17 protein-coding genes and 1 tRNA gene are annotated in these 17,411 nt (G+C 56.2%); 6 read left to right on the plus strand and 12 right to left on the minus strand.

What is annotated here, in order from left to right:
- Positions 1-42 precede the first annotated feature (42 nt).
- Positions 43-129: transfer RNA gene (locus Q0Y21_RS09510), tRNA-Leu, on the plus strand.
- Here Q0Y21_RS09510 and Q0Y21_RS09515 read toward each other — a convergent pair.
- The 4 genes from Q0Y21_RS09515 to Q0Y21_RS09530 form a co-directional block, all read right to left on the minus strand.
- On the minus strand, positions 130-933 hold the full coding sequence (locus Q0Y21_RS09515; protein WP_297794283.1) for an enoyl-CoA hydratase-related protein: 804 nt from the start codon (positions 931-933) through the stop codon (positions 130-132).
- A 57-nt stretch (positions 934-990) separates the two neighbouring features.
- A complete protein-coding gene (locus tag Q0Y21_RS09520) occupies positions 991-1,869 on the minus strand; it encodes a DMT family transporter (RefSeq protein ID WP_297794286.1) in 879 nt (292 codons plus the stop codon).
- Between the two features lie 20 nt (positions 1,870-1,889).
- A complete protein-coding gene (locus Q0Y21_RS09525) occupies positions 1,890-2,033 on the minus strand; it encodes a hypothetical protein (protein WP_297794289.1) in 144 nt (47 codons plus the stop codon).
- A gap of 106 nt (positions 2,034-2,139) precedes the next feature.
- The gene (locus Q0Y21_RS09530; protein ID WP_297794292.1) at positions 2,140-4,737 is read right to left on the minus strand and encodes a DUF6351 family protein; all 2,598 of its coding nucleotides are present in this window, start codon (positions 4,735-4,737) and stop codon (positions 2,140-2,142) included.
- Positions 4,738-4,968: 231 nt separating this feature from the next.
- Here Q0Y21_RS09530 and Q0Y21_RS09535 point away from each other — a divergent pair, with 231 nt between their 5' ends.
- The gene (locus Q0Y21_RS09535) at positions 4,969-5,754 is read left to right on the plus strand and encodes an enoyl-CoA hydratase (protein WP_297794295.1); all 786 of its coding nucleotides are present in this window, start codon (positions 4,969-4,971) and stop codon (positions 5,752-5,754) included.
- A 190-nt stretch (positions 5,755-5,944) separates the two neighbouring features.
- Positions 5,945-7,075: a choice-of-anchor P family protein gene (locus tag Q0Y21_RS09540; RefSeq protein WP_297794298.1), complete on the plus strand. Its 1,131-nt coding sequence runs from the start codon at positions 5,945-5,947 to the stop codon at positions 7,073-7,075.
- A gap of 52 nt (positions 7,076-7,127) precedes the next feature.
- Here Q0Y21_RS09540 and Q0Y21_RS09545 read toward each other — a convergent pair whose 3' ends face one another.
- From Q0Y21_RS09545 to Q0Y21_RS09555, 3 genes are read right to left on the minus strand one after another with little or no spacing between them, the layout of a single operon-like run.
- Complete coding sequence (locus Q0Y21_RS09545) at positions 7,128-7,616, minus strand: DUF192 domain-containing protein (RefSeq protein WP_297794301.1); 489 nt, start codon at positions 7,614-7,616, stop codon at positions 7,128-7,130.
- Positions 7,613-8,374 carry an ABC transporter permease gene (locus Q0Y21_RS09550; protein WP_297794303.1) on the minus strand — a complete coding sequence of 254 codons (762 nt, stop codon included), beginning with the start codon at positions 8,372-8,374 and terminating at the stop codon, positions 7,613-7,615. The genes Q0Y21_RS09545 and Q0Y21_RS09550 overlap by 4 nt, the downstream gene beginning before the upstream one ends.
- A 25-nt stretch (positions 8,375-8,399) precedes the next feature.
- The gene (locus tag Q0Y21_RS09555; protein ID WP_297794306.1) at positions 8,400-9,320 is read right to left on the minus strand and encodes an ABC transporter ATP-binding protein; all 921 of its coding nucleotides are present in this window, start codon (positions 9,318-9,320) and stop codon (positions 8,400-8,402) included.
- Positions 9,321-9,607: 287 nt separating this feature from the next.
- Here Q0Y21_RS09555 and Q0Y21_RS09560 point away from each other — a divergent pair, with 287 nt between their 5' ends.
- Together Q0Y21_RS09560 and Q0Y21_RS09565 are read left to right on the plus strand one after the other, a co-directional pair.
- The gene (locus tag Q0Y21_RS09560; protein WP_297794310.1) at positions 9,608-9,919 is read left to right on the plus strand and encodes a hypothetical protein; all 312 of its coding nucleotides are present in this window, start codon (positions 9,608-9,610) and stop codon (positions 9,917-9,919) included.
- Between the two features lie 30 nt (positions 9,920-9,949).
- Positions 9,950-10,288 (plus strand): hypothetical protein, encoded by a 339-nt coding sequence (locus Q0Y21_RS09565; RefSeq protein ID WP_366517670.1) that lies wholly within the window; start codon positions 9,950-9,952, stop codon positions 10,286-10,288.
- 13 nt (positions 10,289-10,301) lie between these two features.
- Here Q0Y21_RS09565 and Q0Y21_RS09570 read toward each other — a convergent pair whose 3' ends face one another.
- Genes Q0Y21_RS09570 through Q0Y21_RS09580 form a run of 3 tightly spaced genes read right to left on the minus strand, consistent with a single transcriptional unit; the run spans position 10,302 to position 13,296 of the window.
- Positions 10,302-11,768: an ABC transporter permease gene (locus Q0Y21_RS09570; RefSeq protein ID WP_297794313.1), complete on the minus strand. Its 1,467-nt coding sequence runs from the start codon at positions 11,766-11,768 to the stop codon at positions 10,302-10,304.
- Between the two features lie 17 nt (positions 11,769-11,785).
- Positions 11,786-12,436 (minus strand): ATP-binding cassette domain-containing protein, encoded by a 651-nt coding sequence (locus tag Q0Y21_RS09575; RefSeq protein WP_297794315.1) that lies wholly within the window; start codon positions 12,434-12,436, stop codon positions 11,786-11,788.
- Positions 12,436-13,296: a putative selenate ABC transporter substrate-binding protein gene (locus tag Q0Y21_RS09580; RefSeq protein ID WP_297794318.1), complete on the minus strand. Its 861-nt coding sequence runs from the start codon at positions 13,294-13,296 to the stop codon at positions 12,436-12,438. Before Q0Y21_RS09580 ends, Q0Y21_RS09575 begins: the two co-directional genes overlap by 1 nt.
- Before the next feature lie 173 nt (positions 13,297-13,469).
- On the opposite strand from Q0Y21_RS09580, the gene senB reads away from it, so the two are divergent.
- Entirely contained in the window at positions 13,470-14,447 is a 978-nt protein-coding gene (senB, locus tag Q0Y21_RS09585; RefSeq protein WP_297794321.1) for a selenoneine biosynthesis selenosugar synthase SenB, read from the plus strand.
- On the opposite strand, the gene selD is transcribed toward senB, so the two are convergent.
- Positions 14,437-16,713 (minus strand): selenide, water dikinase SelD, encoded by a 2,277-nt coding sequence (selD, locus tag Q0Y21_RS09590; protein ID WP_297794324.1) that lies wholly within the window; start codon positions 16,711-16,713, stop codon positions 14,437-14,439. The two genes, senB and selD, sit on opposite strands and share 11 nt — an antisense overlap.
- Entirely contained in the window at positions 16,713-17,384 is a 672-nt protein-coding gene (locus Q0Y21_RS09595) for a helix-hairpin-helix domain-containing protein (protein ID WP_297794326.1), read from the minus strand. The genes selD and Q0Y21_RS09595 overlap by 1 nt, the downstream gene beginning before the upstream one ends.
- Positions 17,385-17,411: the final 27 nt, after the last annotated feature.

Raw genomic sequence — 17,411 nt, forward strand, 5'->3', positions numbered from 1 at the left:
CGCGGCCTTATACAATTCTGCCCCTCAAAACCTCCCTCCGATGCCCGGATGGTGAAATTGGTAGACACAAGAGACTTAAAATCTCTCGACCGTTAGGTCGTGCCGGTTCGATTCCGGCTCCGGGCACCATCATTTCTTCGCCATAGCCTCCAACATCCGATTAACCGCTTCCAAATGCTCCGGCTCGTTGTGGCACATGCCCTGAAAATTGGCGCACACATCCAGAAAGTCCTTCAGCTCCATCCGTGGTGCCATTTTCATCAGACGCTTGGTCAGGCGCGTTGCCTTCGGCGGTTGGCTGGCCATGCGGTCGGCCATGGTTTTGGCGGCGCCCTGTAGTTGATCGGCGGGTACGACGTCCAGAACGATGCCCAGGTCTTTGGCTTCCTTAGCATCGATGATCCGTCCGGTGAGTGTCAGCTCGAAGGCCTTCTGGTAGCCGATCAGACGTTGCATAAACCAGGCGCCGCCGTCGCCGGGGATGATTCCGAGGTTGAGGAAGGTTTCACCAAACTTAGCCTTTTCCGAGGCAATGCGAATATCGGCCATGTTGGCCAGGTCAAAGCCTGCGCCGATAGCGGGGCCGTTAACGGCCGCGATGATCGGCACTTCGACCGCCTGAAGGGCCAGAGGAATTCTTTGTATGCCTTTGCGGTAACGATCCGCACATTCCGCGACATCGCCTGCGAAATCGCCACTGCGGTTGGCCATGTCGCGAATATTCCCGCCGGCACTGAACGCGGAGCCGGTGCCGGTGATAACCAATACCGATACGTCCTCGCACTGGTTAACCCACTCTGCGGTGGTCACGATGTCCTCGATCAGGTTGGTTCCTGTCAGGGCGTTACGCAGGTCGTGGCGGTTCAGGGTGAGGAAGGCTACCCGGTTCTCCAGGGTCAGTAATGCGTCGCTGAGTTGCGGTAAGGTCGTCATTGTTCTGGTTCCTTGTTATCAATCAGTCGGTATCTTCCCGCGACAGCTCCCGTTTAATCAACCGGCGGTGGCTTGCCGATACCTACGGACTTCGATCCAGCCATGAACGGCGAGTGTGGCGAATACAATCACACCGCCGATCAGGCTGAGTTTGGGTGGCACTTCGCCGAGGAACAGCCAGACGAGGAAGGAGCCCAGCACGGTTTCCAGCAGTAGCATGAGGCTGACTTCCGCCGCCGGAATGTAGCGTGGGCCGATCTGGATCAGAATGCAGGCCATCGGCAGAAACACCAGACAGAGCAGGGCGATAAAGAAACTGTCCCGGGGTGAAAGCATTTGTGCGCCGCCGGCCAGGGCGGCAACGCCAGCTAACCCCAGTGCCCCGAACATTAGCATCACGCTCATATCAGCGTCTGGTTTGGAGCGGGCCATATTGAGGTTGGAAGCAAGGGCGGTGGCGGCCACGGCTGCCATCATCAGGCCGAGCGGGTCGCCCTTACCCCATTCACCAATGGCCATGAACGTGGCACCAGTTACGCACACCAGGATGACAATCCAGGTCCTGAGAGGCAGGGTTTCTTTCCACACCAGCCACGCGATCACCGCGGCGATCACCGGTGCGGTGTTGAGGATCACCAGGACATTGCCAGCGGCGGTGTTTTTCATCCCCACCACAAATCCCAGTGTACTTACGGCGAAGGCGCTGGCGCAGAACAGGCCCTTGCGGCCGCATTTGCGGACCTCGGATACCAGTCGAGACCGATATCTGAGCCAACTAATAACGAAAAAGCTAAAGGCCAGGAGCAGTCCTCGCCAGAACACGAAAACGATCGGTTCGACGGAGGTGATCTTTACAAGGAGTGCGTCCGGAGTAATAAACAGCACACCCAGGGCGGCAATCGTCAGCCCTTTTATACGGGTTGGATCCACGCTCACGCTGCGTAATCCGGAATGCGCTACTGGCTTTCCTGATCCGGCAATGGCTCGATGGTGTTGATGTCTCCGGTCGGTACGGCAGGGTCGTCCCTCATGACCACAAAGATCCCGCCCAGGATAATGGCTATGCCAACAATGATTTTGAAGATCATGGATGTCTGCATGATGGCCCGCTCCCTACTAGTGGTTTCCTTACTCTAATCGTGCGGGCAGAGGATGATAATAGCAACTCAACGCAGGGGCAGCTTGCACTGCCCCTGCGGGTTGTAATTACAGGTCGGCTCTTGGGTTCAGGTCCACCCCAAACGCCGGGGAAGCCCAGCCTGCGACCGTTTCATTGCTGGCAGGTATCGGTTCTCCGCCTGTGGTTACGGTCTCTTCATCGCCATACTGCAACCACGTCATCGTGGGCACTTCGCCGACCGGTGGTTTGCTGTAATCACAGACACCATTCGGGAATATTTCTGCCACTTGTTGTGCGAACTCTTCAGAGTTACTCACGCCTGTGAGCGGGTTTTCCGGATAATCCGCAGGGTCAACGGGTTTCAGCTGGCACTTGTTGTTCAGCGTGGTGATGGAATCACCTGCCACCGTACGCGGCGTACCAAAACGGGTCTGGACCACCAGTTTCTGGACTTCCACCACTTCGTCGGTGATGGGCTGGAGTGGGTCGGTGATGGTCTCGGGGAGCCCCAGGTCACCCAGGTTCAGACCGCAGACTTGTCCAGTGGCAACGTCCAGTATCTGGCCCAGTTCTGCAGGAAGGGTCGGGATCTGTTCCGAGTCCAGCCCGGAGACCTGCGGCTCGGGATACAGCAGGTTACCCGTGTAGGGTGCCTTCGGACCCTCTTCCGAGAACGGCGCCGACAGCGACAGGCAACGATCCCTGGCGGTAACCGGCTTGTTGGCGAGGACCTTGGCCGGGACCGGCGTGGCCTCATTATCTGCTTCAATAGCAGCCAGCCACTGATCCATAACCAGCAGTGCTTCGGTGCTGAAAATGGTGTCACCGGCCAACGGGAATGCGCCGTACCAGATGACCTGGTTCTCGGCATGGCCCTGGGTTTCCTGTAGACGCGCCCGCACCTGCCAGGAGTGGAAGGCATCGTGGGCAATGCCGGGGTCCGGGCCACGCAGGTCTATGATGGGGACGTTGGCGAGGTTTTCCGCGGTATTGACCGCGCCGGTGCGATAGGCGTTTTCCAATGCTTGCGGATCCGCGATCGTGCGTTCGGCCTGGTAGTTGATATCGACGTCAAGACCACCGATGTCGCGGTTGACGGCCAGGAACTGGTCCCCGGTGATAACACCGTTCTGCAGGGCTTTGAGGCCGTATTGGACACCGCTGTTGTCCAGCGGGATTCCGGCGAAACCCCGTGACAGCAGCTGCTCATTGGGAGACCACGCCTCCGGCTGGCGGGTGCCGAACTGGCTGACCATGTAGTCAATCAGGCCGCAGCGCAGGCCGTCGGGACGGGTTTCCGGATCATACACTTCGGCTTGCCCCGCCAGACCCGGGCAGTTCTCCTGATCCGGTTCGGCCGAGGGGAAAAACGCCAGGTCGGACACGATCGGGTTTACCGGAAGGTGGCCGTACAACGCTGGCCACTGAATCGCCAACACGGGTGAGGTAAGGAGGCTTTCAACGAACGCAAGAAGGTCAGCCGGGTCTTCAGAGACCTGGTTACCCAGGTATTCGTTCAACAGATTGTAATCGGCGAACTGGGTGGCCGTGGTCCATACATCCGGGTAGGAACACTGCACGATCAGTCCCTGGTAGATACCCGGATAAGCGTTGGCAATGTGCTGCTGGGCAATCGCACCACCGGAGCAACCAGTACCAATGGTGTAACGCACAGGGCCATACTGCTCAACAATATGCTCCTTGGTCATCACCAGAGATTCAGCCGCAGTCACCAGATTGACGTTATGGCCAAGGTTGGCCTGGGCGGTGGACAGGGTTACAAACCCGCGGGCCAGGGCGACGGAGATACTGTCACCCAGAAGGGTTTCACCACCGTCGGGCGCAGTGCCCGAGATATCGCCATTCGGTGGATTTCCCATGCCATAGCTGACACCAACATTGCCACCGTGATGTATCAGGACCTTACCGTTCCATTGCTCCTGGGGCGACAGTGCTGTCCATTCCTGATCCGGTTGGAACAGGGACATGATCTGGTACCGGTCACGGTTCATCACGCCCTTTTCAACTCGGACAATGAACGGCACGGTGACACCTTCGTCAGTCGTAACCTGGGCAATATCCTCTTCTGGCGGTGGGTTCTCCGGATCGTATGACAGGAAGGCATCCGGTAATCCCGGAGATTCCGGGTCGAAGTTCTCGGCAAACAGGTCAAACTTCGATTCCGGCACGTACTTGAATTCGAAATCCGCTGGCTGGTTGCACTTGTCGTCTACTGGATTGGCGTTGGTGCAGTTCCAGGGTTGGACCTGTGGGCCGGAGAATACCGGGCCGCCTTTGGGATGGTTGATGATGGTTTTGCGTAGCACGCCGCCTTTACCGAGGATGACCTTCAGTTCATTCTCGCCGAGCTCCAGGCCGGAGATCAGCCCAAGAAGCGTACCGTTCTCCATGATGGTCAGGGCATTACTGATGTCTTTACCGTTGAGCAGGACTTTTGCGCCCTTGAGATTCGCTGCTGCCACTTCTACCAGGGCATCACCACCGTTGATCAGGTCAGGGCGGTTTGACAGCACGCGGATTGCGCCCTGGCCAGTCACTTCTTGCTGTTCCGAATCCACCACACTGGGAGTGTCATTGGGTTTGTCTTCGGAGCCGCCACTTCCGCCGCACCCGGCGAGTGCTATTGCGGCTGCCAGGGGCAGAGCTTGCTTGATTAGTCTCATGAATACCTCATTTTGTTATTTTTTTGTGATGTTTTGTCACGCTTTGCCGTCATAAAACCATAATTTTCATCATCTGGGCGTTGGCCACATGGACATTGGGGACTGTCACTTTTGTGAATTAGGTCACATTGAGCTGTGGCGATTGTCTCAGGCGGAGCCCGACGAAAGTCGGCTCGACTTGTGGGTGGCGCCCCGGAATACTGTGAGAAACGCCTGAGGAGTGAAGTCACCATGACTGCGGAAGATATGATTACAGTTGCCACTGATGATGGCATTACAACGCTCACACTCAATCAGCCGGAGAATCGCAACAGCCTCTCCATGTCTATGCTGCGGGCCCTGTCTGATCGCCTTGAAGCCCTGGCGGACGACCCGGAGACCCGGGTGGTGGTGCTTGCCGCCAGTGGCCGGGTGTTCTGTGCAGGCCACGATCTCAAAGAGGTCCGGGAGCAATTTGGTCAGCAGGAACAGCAGAAAGCGCTGTTTGATCAGTGCAGCAAGGTGATGCAACAGATCGTGAATCTGCCAAAACCGGTGATTGCCCGTGTAGCCGGTGTTGCTACAGCCGCTGGCTGCCAGCTCGTGGCCAGTTGTGATCTGGCGGTTGCGGCGGATACGGCGCGTTTCGCCACTCCGGGCGTCAACATAGGGTTATTCTGTTCCACGCCGATGGTGGCCCTGTCTCGTAATGTGCACCGCAAGCACGCTATGGAAATGTTGCTGACTGGCGAGATGATCGGCGCGCTCCGGGCGGAACAGATCGGGCTGGTGAACAAGGTGGTCGATGAGCAGGTACTGGATGAGACGGTTTACAACATGGCACGGGTCATTGCCGGCAAATCGAGCCACACCCTGAAGGTCGGGAAGGAAGCGTTTTACCGACAATTGGAGCTCGGTCTTGCAGATGCCTATGACTATACCTCACAGGTCATGACCGATAACCTGGCCGCAGGCGATGCACGGGAAGGTATCTGCGCATTTCTGGATAAGCGCAAGCCTGAATGGAAGGACAGCTGAAAAGCGACTCATCTTGCCAAGTATCTGTTCCTGCGGGTGATATATAGTTTTTATGTACATCTGTACTACTTTGGCTCTTCCATAGAGGAAATCCGTCTTTTCCACACTCCTTTTTAGCACCAATACTCATAATGTGGTTTGGGAAACCAGGATAGTAGCCACGCTATAAAAGTTAACAAGGAGAGTGGAAATGAGCCCAGGTACTACAACACTTAAAACAGGGGGCATAGCGATCATAGTGGCCGTTGCAATGTGTCTTGCTTCGGCAACGGCCTTGGCTAACCCCAAAACCAAAGATGGTAATAAAGGCGGATCTGAACCGTCCTATATTGGCAGCGCTACCGCGCTGGATGTGTCTGTAAATCTCTTGCTCGTCAACGAAAGAATCGTGCTCTCGGATACAGGCCAGCTTGATAGCAGTGGCGGGAGCAAGGATGAGTCCCTGATCAACGTTGATGAGGGAGTGGTTAAGGCGAGCGTTCTGCACGCCACCACCGTTGGCTCTGGCAATCGCACCGATTCCATGGCCGTTACCGCAGAACTCGGACTGGACCTGACTTCTCTGGGCGTCGATCTGAATATCAACGCGACGGTCCTTCAGGCAGTTGCTTCGGCGGAGTGTACGAACGGTTCGCCGGTTCTGTCGGGGTATTCCGACATTATTGGGTTAACGATCAATGGTATGCCCATTGAGGCGAGCGGCGACCCAAACCAGACCCTGGATATTGGCGGGCTGATCAAAGTGACGATCAATGAGCAGGTGGAGACAGACAAGAGCATTACCGTGACGGCATTGCGCGTGGAAGTTCTTGGCGTTCTGGGTACACCGGTGGCTGAAGTCGCCATCTCCCGGGCCGAGGCAGGTCTGATCTGTGGTAGTGGGCCGAATGGTGAATGCCCGCCCGCAGCGGATTTTGTCACCGGCGGCGGCTTCTTCTCCGATGAGTATGGCCAGCGGGTGAACTTCGGCATGAACGGTGGCGTGTTCCCCAACGGCGACTTGAAAGGCCGTTTCAACCTGGTTGCGCCGGGCCATCATATACGGGGCAGTTCAGTCGTCGACTATCGTATTATCGACGATACGACCCGCGAGTTGGATTACGTCGCCGATGACAACGGCACGACTTTCTGCACCGTAACCGTTGCCGATAATGGCGAACCGGGACGATCCGATACGTTTGGCATCAGTTGTGACTCTGGCTACTCGGCCAGTGGAACACTGAGCCAGGGCGGAAATATCCAGCTTCACAAACCGAAGTCATGCAAGACAGACGATGACAGCAAGGGTGGTAACGGCAACAAAGGAGGTAAGAAGAAATAACCACCTTTCTTTGGCCGGCCCGGGCCTGAAGTCCGGGCTGGCTTTCGGATTCTCAATGTTTACAGATCGACTCGCTGGTTGAAACCCGATCTCCCACCGAAATACCGTTATTTCTGAAAAAGAACTGGTTCATTTCCAGGGCGCCAGAAAAACTGACGCCAGCTCGATACACCGGGCAGCCCGATTCCAGCGTGGACTTACAGGGGAACATCTGTTTGATCGCCTTAATGGTGCCCTGGTCATCCAGGTAGGCGATATCCAGGGGGATCAGTGTCCGGTGCATCCAGAATCCGCGCTCAGGCTCCCTGGGCTCCTCATAGATGAACAGCATGCCGGTATTGGGCGCCAGCGATGTTCGTCCCATCAGGCCCTTTCGACGTTCGGATTCGGTGATCGCCATTTCCACCCTGATTGGGGTGATCCCGTGGCTTGAAATCAGGCATGCCTCACGGATCGGCAATGAATCCTCCGCTTTGGTTTGCCCGACGACAAGCGCCGGTATGAACAGGGTCGTGATCAGAGCCAGAGCGGTCCTGCTCATGAACGCAGTCGATAGCCCGTTTTAAAGATCCACCAGACGGTCATCATGCAGGCGGTCAGGAACACCAGGATCATGCCGGCACTGATGCCAACGTGGATATCGGATACGCCATAGAAAGCCCAGCGGAAACCACTGATCAGATAAACCACGGGGTTGAACAGGCTGATGGTCTGCCAGATGTCCGGCAACATGTCGATGGAATAGAAGGTACCACCCAGAAACACCAGCGGCGTTACGATCATCATCGGGATAATCTGAAGTTTCTCGAAACCGTCGGCCCAGATGCCAATAATAAAGCCGAACAAACTGAAGGTGATGGAGGTGAGCACCAGGAAGAAAAACATCCAGAACGGGTGCAGTACGCTGTAATCCACAAACAGTTTGGCGGTGGCCAGTATGATAAGTCCGAGGATGACCGACTTCGTGGCTGCGGCCCCCACATAGCCGAGAACGACTTCCACATAGGATACGGGAGCGGAAAGCACTTCATAGATGGTGCCCGAGAACTTCGGCATATAGATCCCGAAGGAGGCGTTGGAGATGCTTTGCATCAGCAGCGAGAGCATCACCAGGCCCGGGATAATGTAGGCGCCATAACTGATGTTATCGATGGCGCCCATGCGGCTACCAATGGCAGACCCGAAGACCACAAAATACAGCGATGTCGAAATGACAGGTGACGCCACGCTTTGCATCAGCGTGCGCCGCATACGGGCCATCTCAAAATTATAAATTGCACGGATACCATATAAGTTCATGGGTTGCTCCAGTATGTCGGCGGCACTATTCGTGAACCAGGCCGACGAAAATCTCTTCCAGCGAACTTTCCCGGGTCTTCAGGTCCCGGTAATCGATGCCGATATCCCCCAGCGTACGGAGCAAACGGGCTACTCCGGCCTGTTCCTGTTGGGAGTCGAAAGTGTAGATCAGTTCGTAACCGTCATCGGACAGCTCGATCGGTTCCAGCACCAGTTCACCAGGCACTTTCTCCAGCGGTGAATGAAGTTGCAGGCGCAGTTCTTTTTTGCCGAGTTTGCTCATCAGCTGGTCCTTTTCCTCGACCAGGATAATCTCACCCTGACGGATAACGCCGATCCGGTCTGCCATCTCCTCGGCTTCTTCGATGTAGTGGGTGGTCAGGATAATGGTGACACCGTCTTCCCGAAGGTGGCGCACCATCTCCCACATATCCCGGCGCAGCTCTACATCCACCCCGGCTGTGGGTTCGTCCAGAAACAGGATCCTGGGTTCATGGGACAGGGCTTTGGCGATCATAACCCGACGTTTCATGCCACCGGAGAGAGACATGATGCGGTTATCCCGTTTATCCCAGAGCGAAAGATCCTTCAGGACTTTCTTGATGTGCGACGGTTTTGGCGGCTTACCGAACAGACCCCGGCTGAATGACACCGCGTCCCAGACCGTCTCAAAAGAGTCGGTATTCAGCTCCTGGGGGACCAGGCCGATGCTTTCACGGGCCTTGCGATAATCCCGCACGATGTCGTGGCCGGCGGCTTTTACTTCGCCGCTGGACAGGTTAACGATGCCGCAAATGATGCTGATCAACGTAGTCTTACCGGCACCGTTGGGACCCAGCAGGGCGAAAATCTCACCGGGGGTGATGTCCAGGTTGATATCCTTCAGGGCCTGAAATCCATCGGCGTATACTTTGTTCAGGTGCTTAACGGAAATGTCCGGCTGCACTGGCGTATCCTGTAGGTGGTGAATCAAAGCGCCGTATTTTCTCACGACGGGCAGTGGTTTAGAAACCTTTGCGTTCCTGTTGTGAATGACCATAATGCCACTTTTGCCTGGGGGAAATGGAATTGATACGAGCGGCGGCGGTTATTGTATTAATCATAGGGATGGTGGCAGTGGCCGTTTTTGGGCCTGGGTGGTTGATGTCCGATGGCGCGGAAAAATCGTCGGAAACACCGGTATGTGATCTTAATGCGGGCCCTTGCCAATGGAAGATGAATGGCAAGCCATGGGTGGCGGAGCTAGAACGGGGCAAATCAGGAGAGCAGGGGCAGGAATACCTGCTGCGGATTCACACCAGTTACGACCCCGACCGGTTCCTGGCGGTATTGAAAGGCGAGTCCATGTACCTGGGCGAGTACCCGGTGCCCCTCAGTCGTACTGAAACAGATGCGGGAATCCATGTATGGCAGGCGACATTCGTTGCTCCTTTCTGTACTACTGATCCCGACATGCTTTGGCGCATAGACTTCCAGCAGAGCAATAATGATCTCGATGAACTCCCAGTCAAACTGGTTTTTCAGGGTGTGGGGCGTGGCGCCTGAGACCATGACAGTCCGACAGGATTGTGTAGAATGGCCAGGATAACAACGATTGCCAGGGACGATGCGATGGATTACAGCGACAGTGTTCAGAAAGTCCTTCTCCGTAAGATCATCAAGGCCGAACAGGACCTTCTCCAGCTCAAGCTGGATTATTGCCGGTTTATTTTCGGGCTGACCCACCGGACACGGGTGCAGGTTGAGGGAAAATCGTACCTGGTGCGTTCGGTGGACGTTGAAGCCATGACCCGCCAGAGTGACGGAAGCTTCAGTAAGCCTGTAATTGCCGGCGTGGCTGCAGAGGCCAACGGTTCGGGGCAACCCATCGACCTTGGCACCGATTGGGAGTTGGAACGATCCACCTCCGCATAAGCAGACAAGGGCTTCAGCAGGTCGGCATGGTCTGCAGCGCCAGTTTGCGACGGATGTAACGACCCAGAATGTCGATACCAATATTCAGCAGTGCCGTGATCAGGATAAGTACCATGGCACGATCGAAGCGGATTTGCTGGATAGCACTGTCCACGTAGAACCCCAGGGTGTAGATACCCAATATCCCCAGAATGGCAGTTTCCCGCATAATGATTTCCCAGCGATAGAACAGGAAAGCGAGGAAGGACCGGTAGACCCTTGGCACCAGCTCCCAACTGTATCGGCGATAACCGGTAGGGGCATCCGGGCGCAGATGTATGGCGTTGGTCTGACGCCCAATCAGATGGCCGATAATACCGCCATTGTGAAGGGCAAGGGCAACCACCGCCGGTAACATGGACGGCCCCCAGAGCTGGAGCAGGATGTACGCAAGGATGTACTCAGGTGTAGAGCGTGCAATGACCAGGAACACGTGACCGGATGTGCGCCTGATTGGCCCGCCAAAGTGATTTGAAATCAGTGGAAACGCCAGCAAGGTCAATATCCCGGTAGCGACCAGGGCGATCTGCGTCAGTATCAGGGTGTTCCATATTCCGGGCATAGCTTCGGTGAGCATCAGGTCACTGAACCAGGGCCCCAGCCCGGCAAGACCCTCACCATCCCGAAGTGGCGCCGGAATAATGTCCTGGGTAAAAAAACGTTCCACGTTGCCCCAGATTATGGGCATACCATCCCCGAGGAAAAACGGCGCGCCCAGGATATACACTGGCAGCAGTTTCGGTTTTACCCAAAGAGGAATGGTGGCGATCAACACATAAAACAGGATCAGCATTGCGCCGGCCTGGGAGTACAATCCCTGGGAGAACGAGGTTTCCAGATAGAAACCCAGGGTTGGCAGGCCGACAAACCCTAGGATTGCGCTGGAGCGAAGGCCGCATTCCAGACGGTATGCGGTATACGTTCGAAGTTGTACCCAGCAATCCGGTATCCGGGTGTACAGGAAGGTGGAAATAATACCGGTACTCGGGGGCAAGAGACGAGCCGGCCCCGGGTCTGCCTCGTCCAGAATCTCCGAATAGACTTTGGCAAAGATGCCTGAGTAGGGAATGGCGATTGCCAGTACACCTGTCAGCGGGTGGAAGCCAAAAAACTGCAGGAAGATCAGGGCCCAGAACAGTTCGTGAATGGCGCGGATGAAGGCGCAGAATATCCGCACCGGGTAAAACCGATAGATCAGGGACAGAAGGAAGCCGCAGGCACTGCCCAGTGCCACACCCACAAAAGCGAAAGCCACCGTTCTCAGTAGCGCGGTCGCCAGGCCTTCAGTACTGAAGAAATCCGGTGTTGCCACCCCCAGGAAAAAGCGCCCGAGATCCCGCCAGGGATTGGCCGTGGTGATGGCGATGTCCGCAAAGAACAGCGCGGCGATGGCAATCACCAGGAAAAGCAGGCTGACTCTCAGGGTGGGGGAGAAATGCATAAAGTTGCAGTCGCCCTTTAGTAAAGCGGCATGATATCAGCCGCGGATAGCCGGTTGCTGGCTTCATCCAGGGCAATCTGACCATCCTGGATACCGATAATTCGCGTGGCATAGGCCAACGCCATCTCCACATCATGAAGCGCGATGACGCTGGTCGCAAATCGCTGGCTGAGTGCCTTCATAACTTGATGGGCCAACGGACCATCAAGAGCCGAAATCGGTTCGTCTGCCAGTAACAAATCAGCATTACGGTAGATCGCGCGGGCGACGGCCACGCGCTGCCGTTGACCGCCAGAGAGGGAGGCGGTCGGCGTCCAGAATTTGTCGGCCATGCCCAGTTCCCGTAACAGGTCTTTGACAGCTTCTCTGTCCTTGCGGAAGGGGCGAACCAGGGTAACAGTGTTGTACCACGCAGGATGCGCATCGAGTTGACCCATAAACACGTTATGGAACACGGGTAGGGCATTCACCAACCCCAGGTCTTGTGGTACCAGAGAGGCGTGACCGTCAACGCGCTCATGGATCAACTTGATCAGCGTTGACTTGCCGGCTCCGCTCTTGCCGACCAGTGCCACATGTTCGCCTTCTTTTACATCCAGGCTGAGCGGGCCGATGACCCGCTCTCCGCCATAGGACGCTGTCAGTCCAGACAGTTCAAATCCTGACATTAATCCAGAATTCCAATCTGTTCGGCAACTGAGCGAATAGGCTCGTAGTTTTCATTAGCTGTCGGGATGAACCCTGAACGGGGGAAGCTTTCCAGCAGTTCCGGATCATCCATGTCCAACAGGGCTTGGCGGACCTTGTCGGTGAAGCCTTCACCATAACGGTCGTCTACATCACCACGGATGGTCCACTGGTAATCGGGATAAGCGGGAGTCTTCCAGATGACGCTAACCTCGTCAGTATTCACGTTACCGTTTTCCAGTTCTTTTTCCCAAACGGCATAGTTGAGGGCGCCCACCTCGTAGGTGCCGGCTTCCACCAGACGCAGGGTCCGTGTGTGGTTGCCACTGAAACCGACCCTGGAAAATACGTCTTCAGGAGCCTCAGAAAATGTCTGGCGAATATAGTGCTCCGGCATTACACGGCCAGAAGTGGAACCCTTGGAACCGAACGTGAAGGTTTTGCCCCGTATACCTTCCGGCAGCGTATCGGATTCCTCAAGGCCGGTACTTTGGTGCGCGATAAAGTAGGTGTAAAAGTCAACATCCTCAACGCCTTGAGCCAGAGCCTCGGAACCGGGAACAAGAGATCGGGCCTGAACACCTGACAATCCGCCAAACCAGGCAAGCTGTACCTGATTGTTACGGAAGGCGGAAACAGCCGCTGCATAAGATTTCACAGGAATGTATCGTACCTCTACACCCAGTTTTTCCTGCAGGTAATCGGCGATCCCCTTAAAGCGCTCCATCAGTTTGGTTTCATCTTCATCGGGAATCGCTGTGAAGACAAAAGTCTGGGCGGAAACGGCAAGAGAAGTGAAAGCAAGCAGGCTGCCAAGCAATATTTTCCGTATATAGCTCATGGCCATTGGATTCCTTGTTTAATGATGGGTTTTTCAGTGCGTTAGAACACGGACGTTCAGGATACCCTGATTTACCTCCGGCATGAACATCTATACGATTGACCTGCGCAAACAGGTCAGCGCTCATGGATCAGAAACACCAACAAGAATCAGTCGATGCGGAACGCTTGATAATGCACATCCAGATTCTGACGCCCGCACCACCGGGGTCACGGGCCGGCAACCGGGCCACGGCGGAACGTTGGGCGACCTTGTTGCGTAACGCCGGGCACACAGTGTCTGTCGTCACCGGATTATCGTCAGAAGACTGCGATGTCTTCATTGCCCTTCACGCGTGGCGCAGCCATGAGGCCATCCGGGAGTTCCACCAGGTTAAGCCGTCGGTTCCTGTGATTACCGTACTGACGGGGACGGACATATACCATCATCAACTGGAATACCCACAAGATACTCATCGCTCGATGGCGTTGGCGGATGCCCTGATCGGGCTTCACCATCTGGTCGCCCAGGATATTCCCGAAGTTTACCGGTCAAAATTGATCACGGTGTTGCAATCCGCCGGGACAATCACTCCATCACGAACCGACCCGGGCTATTTCGACGTCTGCGTGATTGGCCATTTACGAGATGAAAAAGACTCGCTGCGCGCGGCGCTTGCTTGCCACTACCTGCCGGAGAGTTCCCGGGTACGCGTATTCAATGCCGGTAAACCCCATACCGAACATTGGCAACGTCAGGCAGAAGCCGAGCAGGCCAGAAATCCCCGCTTTCAATGGCTCGGCGAACTGGACAAACCGGCCACCGATGCGCTCATGGCCCGCTCGAAGGTGATGGTCATCAGTTCTGTGATGGAAGGTGGTGCCAACGTGGTGTCGGAAGCCTGCCGCGCGGGTCTTCCCATTATTGCCTCGGATATCCCCGGAAATCGGGGACTGCTGGGAAGCGACTATCCCGGCTATTTTCGGGTGATGGATGAACAACACCTTGCTCAGGTGCTATACCGTGCGGAAAGCTCGCCACATTATCTGTCGCAACTTCAGCAGTGGGTATCAAAGCTGGCCGGTGAGTTTGTTCCGGAAGCGGAACAGAAGGCCTTGCTGAAGGCGATAGAGGTGGCCATCGCCAACAGCAAGAAGAGACTCAGCCCCTAAGGCTGATCGGCTCAATGGGTCCGCTTTCGTCCTGCGGTTTGACCCTGCCGATAATGGCCGTGTGGGGATAGCCGATGGCTTTGAGCTCGCGCACACAGTCATCCGCAACGTCCGACGGAACGCTGGCCAGCAATCCTCCGGCGGTTTGGGGATCAAAGATCAGAGGATAGCGGGGATGATTCACCCATCTTTCCTGATCCTGAATACCCCGGCGAAGCCGGATATTGGCGGGCTGAAGCGAGCTCAAAATGCCGGCCGCAGCCGTTTCCTCGGCGCCAGGCAGGATCGGAATGGCAGACAGGTCCAGCTCGGCATCCACGCCCGAGGGCCTGGTCATTTCCACCAGGTGTCCCAGCAGGCCAAATCCGGTCACGTCCGTGCAGGCTTTGGAGCCGTACTTCCGCAAGCACTGGGCTGCGTTCTTGTTGGACTGGATCATTGAGGCAAGCGCCGAATCAATCCAGCGGCCTTTCGCTGCGAGCTTTGCATGGGCTGCAAACAGGGTGCCGGTGCCAATGGGCTTGGTGAGGATCAGCACATCGCCAGCCTTGAGCCCACCCTTGCTCATGACTTCTTCCGGATCAATCAGGCCATTGACGGCAAACCCCAGGGCCAGTTCCCGGCCCTCACCGGTATGACCACCCACCAGGGCACAGCCGGCATCGTTCAACACCTCAACAGCGCCTGACATCATCTGGTACACCACATCCTCCACCTTGGACTCGATGCCATAGGGCACAGTCGCAACAGCGGTGGCGCTTTGGGCTTCGGCGCCCATGGCGAACACATCACCGAGGCTATGGTTGGCCGCGACCTGGCCAAAGATGTAGGGATCATCGATGAACGCTCGGAAGAAGTCGACGGTATGAACCACGGCTTTTCCTGGCGGAACTCGGAGCACAGCGGCGTCATCCGGCGCGTGCAGACCGATGATAATGTCATCCCGCTCGATAGGTTTCAGTTCACCGAGCGCCCGCGACAGGACCGTGCTGCCGACCTTGGCGCCACACCCCCCGCATCGCATGGCAACTGCGGAAATCGCCTGAGATGCTTCCTCGGCGCTCTGTGCAGCGGCAGTATCCGGTAATTTTCCGGTGTCTTCCATCGGGGGAAGGTCGCTGAACTTGTCCATGAAGCGGCGATCAATCCAGTCTTTCCACCGCCACACCCATGAACCCGAAAAGGAAACATCACCTCGGGAGGCAACGGCGTACTGATCACCTGTACTGATCAGTGCCAGCCACTTCTTCTGAGGCTGAAAGTTCTTCGCCGACTTACCCGTCGCCACACGTTTGAGATTGTCGGCCAGGGGAGGCCCCTGTCTGACGGCAAAGACACCAGCCTTCTCCCGGGGATGATTGACTACATTGGCTATATCACCGGCGGCGAAGATTGTGTCATCGCTTTCCGTCTGCAGGGTATCCCTGACCCGGATAAATCCACCCTCGTCGAGCGCAAGGCCGGTTTCCTTCAGCCAGGCAGGACCTCCCGCACGGGTGACCCAGAGCACTTCGTCGACGTCGAACGATTCACCGTTCTCGGTTTGTAGCCTTCCCGCGTCCACCTGAGAGACAGGGGAGGAGAGATGCACCTTAACACCCCGACTGCTAAGCGTTTCAGCAAACACCGCACGCACCTTGGCGTTATGGGTGGGCAGGATCTCAGCGGCGGCATCAAACAGGTGGAAGTGCAACTGGTCCGGATCGAGGCCCCGCTGTTCCAGCTCGTTCCGCAAGCGGAACTGCATGGCAAGAGTCAGTTCAACACCACCAGCGCCGGCACCCACCACAGCCACAGTCATGGGCCCCCGGTGGTTCTCAAGCCTTGACAGCAAGCCCAACCAGCGGCTGTTGAAACCGTTGATGGGTTTCACGGGCACGGCATATTCCGCCGCCCCGGAGACTTCTTCAACGCGCGGGGACGAACCAATGTTGATGGACAGGAGGTCGTAGGGCACATCCGGTCGGGTTTTACAGATGACCCGCTTACGGTCCCGGTCCAGGCCCACAGCTTCATCGCGATAGAACCGCGCGCCGGCGTACTCAGCGAGTCGGCTCAGATCGATGTGTACATCGTCGTAGGAATAATGCCCAGCCACGTACCCCGGAAGCATTCCGGAGTAGGGGGTATGGGTATCACGGCAAATCAGCGTCAACCGGACACCCGGTACCGGATTCATGGCGAATCGCTTAAGAACCCCAACGTGGCTGTGCCCGCCGCCAATCAGGACAATATCCCGTAATACAGGCTGCTCAGGCGTTCGCATCAGAGAACTTTCTTGGCTTCGTCAGACAGCGTCGCGAACCCTTTCATTTTTGAGAAGGCTTGCAGCTTTTCCTTGTCAGCGTCGGAGGGAGAGGCGATCTGCTCAATGGAGTTAATGCCCGCTTCCTGCATTTTCTTGGCCGTGGCCGGGCCGATACCTTTAACGCGGGTCAGATCGTTCTTGTTCGCAGGCTTTGCTGCCTTTTTGGCCGGTGCTTTTTTGGCAGCGGTCTTGGGCTTAGCGGCGGTCTTGGCTTTAGCCGTTGTTTTAGCCGGGGCCTTTTTAGCGGTACTCTTGGCCGCCGGTTTAGTGCTGGCCGCCTTGGACTTGGCCTTGTCGACCTTGGCAGAAGCAGTGTCTGCCGTTTTCTTTACTTCATCTTTCAGTTCTTTGCTGGCAATGCCCAGACGTTCCAGGATGCTGTTCTGCAACTCATGAAATTCATTCAGGCGACGCTCAAATTCCTCATTGAAGCGCTTCATTTCCCGATCGCGCAGCTCATCAACCTCCTTCAACAGCTTACGAACCGGGTCTTGAATCTGGTTCTGAAGGCTGTCGAATTGTTTGAGTGCGTCGTTGATCAGGCTTTCGATCTGGGAAGAGGTTTTGTTGAATTCCTTGTTCACTTTTTTAACGATTTTATCCACGCTTGGCTTGGCTTTTTTGGCCATGAAGACTATCTCCTTGCGGTTTGAACG

The sequence above is a fragment of the uncultured Marinobacter sp. genome, assembly GCF_947259545.1.
GTDB lineage: Bacteria > Pseudomonadota > Gammaproteobacteria > Pseudomonadales > Oleiphilaceae > Marinobacter.

What these genes read in the sequence shown, in the direction of transcription:
- Q0Y21_RS09515 (WP_297794283.1), bottom strand. Translation starts at nt 933, where the DNA reads ATGACGACCTTACCGCAACTCAGCGACGCATTACTGACCCTGGAGAAC.
- Q0Y21_RS09580 (WP_297794318.1), bottom strand. Translation starts at nt 13,296, where the DNA reads ATGAGCTATATACGGAAAATATTGCTTGGCAGCCTGCTTGCTTTCACT.
- senB (WP_297794321.1), top strand. Translation starts at nt 13,470, where the DNA reads ATGCACATCCAGATTCTGACGCCCGCACCACCGGGGTCACGGGCCGGC.
- Q0Y21_RS09540 (WP_297794298.1), top strand. Translation starts at nt 5,945, where the DNA reads ATGAGCCCAGGTACTACAACACTTAAAACAGGGGGCATAGCGATCATA.
- Q0Y21_RS09550 (WP_297794303.1), bottom strand. Translation starts at nt 8,374, where the DNA reads ATGAACTTATATGGTATCCGTGCAATTTATAATTTTGAGATGGCCCGT.
- Q0Y21_RS09570 (WP_297794313.1), bottom strand. Translation starts at nt 11,768, where the DNA reads ATGCATTTCTCCCCCACCCTGAGAGTCAGCCTGCTTTTCCTGGTGATT.
- selD (WP_297794324.1), bottom strand. Translation starts at nt 16,713, where the DNA reads ATGCGAACGCCTGAGCAGCCTGTATTACGGGATATTGTCCTGATTGGC.
- Q0Y21_RS09575 (WP_297794315.1), bottom strand. Translation starts at nt 12,436, where the DNA reads ATGTCAGGATTTGAACTGTCTGGACTGACAGCGTCCTATGGCGGAGAG.
- Q0Y21_RS09565 (WP_366517670.1), top strand. Translation starts at nt 9,950, where the DNA reads ATGGCCAGGATAACAACGATTGCCAGGGACGATGCGATGGATTACAGC.
- Q0Y21_RS09545 (WP_297794301.1), bottom strand. Translation starts at nt 7,616, where the DNA reads ATGAGCAGGACCGCTCTGGCTCTGATCACGACCCTGTTCATACCGGCG.
- Q0Y21_RS09525 (WP_297794289.1), bottom strand. Translation starts at nt 2,033, where the DNA reads ATGCAGACATCCATGATCTTCAAAATCATTGTTGGCATAGCCATTATC.
- Q0Y21_RS09530 (WP_297794292.1), bottom strand. Translation starts at nt 4,737, where the DNA reads ATGAGACTAATCAAGCAAGCTCTGCCCCTGGCAGCCGCAATAGCACTC.
- Q0Y21_RS09535 (WP_297794295.1), top strand. Translation starts at nt 4,969, where the DNA reads ATGACTGCGGAAGATATGATTACAGTTGCCACTGATGATGGCATTACA.
- Q0Y21_RS09595 (WP_297794326.1), bottom strand. Translation starts at nt 17,384, where the DNA reads ATGGCCAAAAAAGCCAAGCCAAGCGTGGATAAAATCGTTAAAAAAGTG.